This is a genomic window from Rahnella perminowiae (assembly GCF_019049755.1).
GTDB lineage: Bacteria > Pseudomonadota > Gammaproteobacteria > Enterobacterales > Enterobacteriaceae > Rahnella > Rahnella perminowiae.
Genome location: NZ_JAFMOS010000332.1, coordinates 1 through 5,122 on the forward strand (window position 1 = coordinate 1; position 5,122 = coordinate 5,122).

Genomic DNA, 5,122 nt, shown 5'->3' on the forward strand with positions numbered 1-5,122 from the left:
AGGGTAGGGTTTTCAGACTTCATAATCGTCTTCCGAGGCGGTTTCAGGCGGCGTAATCTTTACTTTTAGAATGCGGTGACTACTGACTTCTAAAGGTTCAAACAGATAGCCATTAATGTGTATCTGTGCGCCCACCTGCGGGATGCTTTGGGTATATTCCATCAGCAAGCCAGCCAGCGTGTGATATTCCCTTTTTTCATCCACCGGCAGGGAGATATACATCACCAGATCGTCAAGCGACATGTAGCCGTTGGCTATCCAGCTTCCGTCCTGCTGCTGCCGGATATCATGTCGTGCATCAGGCGTTTCGTCAGACTCAGGCAGGTTACCGGCAATAGTTTCCATCACATCCGTCAGGGTCACGATCCCTTCGACAGAACCGAATTCATCGACGACGAAAGCAAAATGTGTTTTTGCCTTGCGGAATTGTTCGAGGGCCATCAGCAGAGAAAGTTGCTCCGGGAAGATCAGGGGCTGGCGGATCAGTGCCTTAAGATCCAGTTCATTTTGCAGTAACTGTTGCCTGAGCAGATCAACCACGTGTACAACGCCCAGCGGTTCATCGGTCGAACTGTCTTCGGTAACCAGCATACGGGTGTGCTGGTTAGCAGCGATTTGCAGTGTCAGCACGTCAACCGGGTCATTAAGTTCAAGATTTTCAACATCATGACGAGAGGTCATCACGCTGCTGACGGTGCGCTGACCCAGCCCCAGCACACGTTCAATCATGTGACGTTCCTGCTGGTTAAAAATCGCATCCTCATCATCAGCGCTGTCAGCAATCATGTTCGAAGAGTGTGTATCAAGTTCAGCTTCTTCATGTTTACCACGCAAGACGCGCAGTACGGTTTCTGCGGTACGTTCACGCAGCGAACGCCGTGAGGATAAAAAGCGTTTGCGGTTAAACTGTGCGAGCTGGTTCAGCCCTTCAATGATCACGGAGAAACCGATCGCGGCATACAAATAGCCTTTCGGAATAACATAGCCAAAACCTTCGGCAACCAGGCTGAAGCCGATCATCAGCAGGAAGCTGAGACATAAGATGACGATAGTCGGGTGCGCATTGACGAAACGTGTCAGTGGCTTACTGGCTAACAGCATCAGGCCAATAGCAATACACACCGCCGCCATCATGACCGCCAGATGTTCAACCATTCCGACGGCGGTAATCACCGAATCGAGTGAAAAAACCGCATCCAGTACCACAATTTGAGCCACGACCGGCCAGAATTTAGCGCCACGTTGCTGATGGCTTTGTTCCTCATCTTTGCCTTCGAGCCGCTCATTAAGCTCCATTGTTGCCTTGAACAACAGGAATATCCCCCCCGCGAGCATAATCATATCGCGGGCGCTGAAAGGATGTCCGAGCACGCTGAGAAGAGGGCGGGTCAGTGTAGATAACCAGGATATTGAAGCCAGCAGCAGAAGCCGCATGATGAGCGCCAGTAAAAGGCCCGTAATGCGAGCTTTATCACGTTGATGACGCGGAAGTTTATCGGCCAGGATGGCAATGAAAATGAGATTGTCTATCCCCAGGACAATTTCGAGAACTACCAGGGTTGCAAGCCCGGCCCAAATCGAGGGATCGGCGATCCATTCCATATTGCGTTTTTCACCTTTGGTTACACGACGGCTGTCGCACGTTGAATAATGGGCGTCAGTGCCATAAATTTCAAATTTAAAACAGGGAGCTAGGCCAGTCTGTAAGGATCAGGAGGGATGAAGAATAAGAGGTGAGAAAAAAGTCGGCAGGACTGTTTTGGAAAGCAGCAAGATATGATTACTAAATCGCCGAACAGGTACAACATTCCTAAAAATAAGTGTTTAGCTTACCGTTTGGTGCGGCTTACTGGTATTGTAATCGAATTAACATAATCGTGTTTGAGTCCTAAAATCATGAGTATGGTCTCCCTAAACCAAATAACAGAGACTATACTTGTGAAAGAATTAACGGATTGGAAATTTAAATCAATTTAACTATTTCAGTTCAGAGAAATCCCTGACGCGTTTGGATGCTGACTGACTGAATTTACATACCATAGGTTTCAAGGAGTATCCTTTACAATGTTAAAAGCTGTTATCCCTGTTGCCGGTCTGGGCACACGTATGTTGCCAGCGACGAAAGCTATCCCAAAAGAAATGCTGCCTATCGTCGATAAGCCTTTGATCCAGTACATCGTTAATGAATGTGCTGCGGCGGGCATCAAAGAAATCATTCTGGTCACGCACTCTTCGAAAAACGCGATCGAAAACCACTTCGATACCTCTTTCGAACTGGAAAGCATGCTTGAATCTCGTGTAAAACGTCAGCTTCTGGAAGAAGTGCAGTCTATCTGCCCTAAAGGCGTGACAATCATGAACGTACGTCAGGGGCAATCAAAAGGCCTCGGGCACGCGGTTTTGTGTGCAAAACCTCTGATTGGTAATTCTCCTTTCGCGGTTATTCTGCCGGACGTGCTGATGGATGATTCCACCAGTGATCTGCGTAAAGACAACCTTGCTGCGATGCTTCGCCGTTTCCAGGAAACAGGTAACAGCCAGGTCATGGTTGAAGAAGTCCCGGAAAAAGACGTTTCCAAGTACGGTATTGTCAACTGCAATGGCGTAGAAGTAGAGCCGGGCGAAAGTGCGCCGATGACGGCCATCGTTGAAAAACCTGATCTGAAAGACGCGCCATCAAACCTCGCGGTGGTGGGGCGCTATGTGCTGTCGGAAGCTATCTGGCCACTGCTGGCAGTTACCCCGTACGGTGCAGGTAATGAAATCCAGCTGACGGATGCTATCGCCATGCTGATGAAAAAACATACTGTTGAAGCCTTCTCAATGACCGGTCGTTCACATGACTGTGGTGATAAACTCGGTTATATGAAGGCGTTTGTTGAGTACGGTATTCGCCACAACACGCAGGGCGAAGCGTTCAACACATGGTTGAAAGAATTTACCGAAAAATAGTTAACAGGCTTATAAAAGCACCGATTAATTCGGTGCTTTTTTTTTTGTTAAGAGAAAGCTACCAGACCTGTCTCAGTGCACGAAAGTGAGACTAATCCGCTGTAGTCCTCATATCTGACCCCTTATATTAATTGATTACCAAAGTTACGTTGGATTTTCAAAAGATAAAGTCGCCCTTACGGTGATTTTTAGATCACGGGCGGTATTAATTTTGATTAAAAAATGAGTCATTGCTCGGGTAAGTCAGGCGGAAGGCTAAACTTAGAGGTTTATACCCTAAAGCGTATGATATTATAGGGAGTTGAATGTCGGCTCTTATGGCTATTTACACAGTATTAAATGTTTAGTGGAAGCCTGGCCTTTATTACGATTTCCATAAAATTTAACATTTTATTGTGAAAGCACGAAGACCTTCAGATTGGTCATGCAAAAATTGCTGGTGCAAGTGTAAAATTAATCACGTGAGACCTTTTATAATGAATATACTGATAACTGGCGGCGCGGGTTTCATCGGTTCTGCGGTAGTACGTCACATCATTTCTGAAACAAACGACAATGTGCTCGTGGTTGATAGTCTGACGTATGCAGGCAATTTAGAGTCCCTGAAGCTCGTCGAAAATGACCCTCGCTACCGTTTTTCTCTTACGAACATTTGTGATCGTTCTTCTCTTGATGACATCTTTGCTGAGTTTAAGCCAGATGCTGTTATGCATCTGGCTGCAGAAAGCCATGTCGATCGCTCAATTGACGGGCCTTCAGCTTTCATTGATACCAATATCATCGGTACTTACACTCTCTTAGAAGCCTCCCGACACTATTGGGCGGGATTAGATGATGAGAAGAAAAGTCTGTTCCGGTTTCATCATATTTCTACCGATGAAGTTTATGGTGATCTGCATGGAACGGATGAGCTTTTCACAGAGACCACGGCCTATGCGCCAAGCAGCCCGTACTCAGCATCAAAAGCAGCAAGTGATCATCTTGTCCGTGCATGGAACCGAACCTATGGTCTCCCGACCCTGGTAACAAATTGCTCAAATAACTACGGACCATTTCATTTTCCTGAGAAACTGATCCCGCTCGTTATTCTTAATGCACTCGCGGGTAAACCTCTTCCTGTTTACGGTGACGGTGCTCAAATCCGTGACTGGTTATATGTCGAAGATCATGCACGGGCGCTTTATCGGGTTGTTACGCAAGGTGTTATTGGAGAGACGTATAACATTGGCGGGCACAATGAACGCAAAAATATCGATGTCGTCACGACCATTTGCGAGATCCTTGACCAATTGTTACCTAATAAGCCTGCAGGGATAACTCATTTCAAGCAGTTGATCACCTTTGTCAAAGACCGCCCGGGTCATGACATGCGTTATGCTATCGATGCCAGTAAAATTGAACGTGAACTTGGCTGGAAACCTGTTGAGACTTTCGAAAGTGGAATTTTGAAAACAGTGAAATGGTATCTTGAGAACGAAACGTGGTGGAAACGTGTTCAGGATGGATCTTATGCAGGTGAGCGGTTAGGTTTGAAAGACTAAATAGAAGAGGTTGTGAGTTAATGAAAGGTATTGTTCTGGCTGGTGGTTCAGGTACAAGGCTTCACCCAATCACTCTAGGGGTATCTAAACAGTTACTGCCTGTTTATGATAAGCCGATGATTTATTATCCGTTATCCGTACTGATGCTGGCAGGCATTAATGAAATTTTGCTCATCTCCACACCGGAAGATCTGCCTTCATTTAAGCGATTACTGGGTGATGGTTCTCAGTTTGGCATCAAGTTAGAATATGCAGAACAGCCCTCACCAGACGGCTTGGCGCAGGCATTCATTATCGGTGAGGATTTCATTGATGGTGAAAGGTGCGCATTGGTATTAGGTGATAATATCTATTTCGGACAGGGTTTCGGCAAGAAATTAGAAGATGTTGCTGCAAGAGAAAGCGGTGCAACTGTTTTTGGTTATCAGGTTTTAGATCCAGAGCGTTTCGGTGTTGTTCAATTTGATAAGGATTTCAACGCGTTATCTATCGAAGAAAAACCGGCTAAACCTAAATCACAATGGGCGGTAACCGGGCTTTATTTTTATGATAACGATATCGTTGAAATGGCTAAACAGGTCAAACCTTCAGAACGCGGCGAACTGGAAATTACCACATTAAATGAGATG

The 5,122-nt window shown here is 46.1% G+C and carries 4 protein-coding genes; 3 read left to right on the forward strand and 1 reads right to left on the reverse strand.

Going from position 1 to position 5,122, the window contains the following annotated elements:
- Window positions 1–12: 12 nt before the first annotated feature.
- The gene (locus J1785_RS03485) at window positions 13–1,602 is read right to left on the reverse strand and encodes a TerC family protein (RefSeq protein WP_217218819.1); all 1,590 of its coding nucleotides are present in this window, start codon (window positions 1,600–1,602) and stop codon (window positions 13–15) included.
- Between the two features lie 462 nt (window positions 1,603–2,064).
- On the opposite strand from J1785_RS03485, the gene galU reads away from it, so the two are divergent.
- The 3 genes from galU to rfbA form a co-directional block, all read left to right on the forward strand.
- Entirely contained in the window at window positions 2,065–2,952 is an 888-nt protein-coding gene (galU, locus tag J1785_RS03490) for a UTP--glucose-1-phosphate uridylyltransferase GalU (RefSeq protein WP_129952676.1), read from the forward strand.
- 473 nt (window positions 2,953–3,425) lie between these two features.
- Window positions 3,426–4,493, forward strand: a complete 1,068-nt coding sequence (gene rfbB, locus J1785_RS03495) for a dTDP-glucose 4,6-dehydratase (RefSeq protein ID WP_129952795.1) — start codon at window positions 3,426–3,428, stop codon at window positions 4,491–4,493.
- A 20-nt stretch (window positions 4,494–4,513) separates the two neighbouring features.
- Window positions 4,514–5,122, forward strand: a 609-nt coding sequence (rfbA, locus tag J1785_RS03500) for a glucose-1-phosphate thymidylyltransferase RfbA (protein WP_217218820.1), incomplete at its 3' end; no start/stop codon positions are given.

What these genes read in the sequence shown, in the direction of transcription:
- galU (WP_129952676.1), top strand. Translation starts at nt 2,065, where the DNA reads ATGTTAAAAGCTGTTATCCCTGTTGCCGGTCTGGGCACACGTATGTTG.
- J1785_RS03485 (WP_217218819.1), bottom strand. Translation starts at nt 1,602, where the DNA reads ATGGAATGGATCGCCGATCCCTCGATTTGGGCCGGGCTTGCAACCCTG.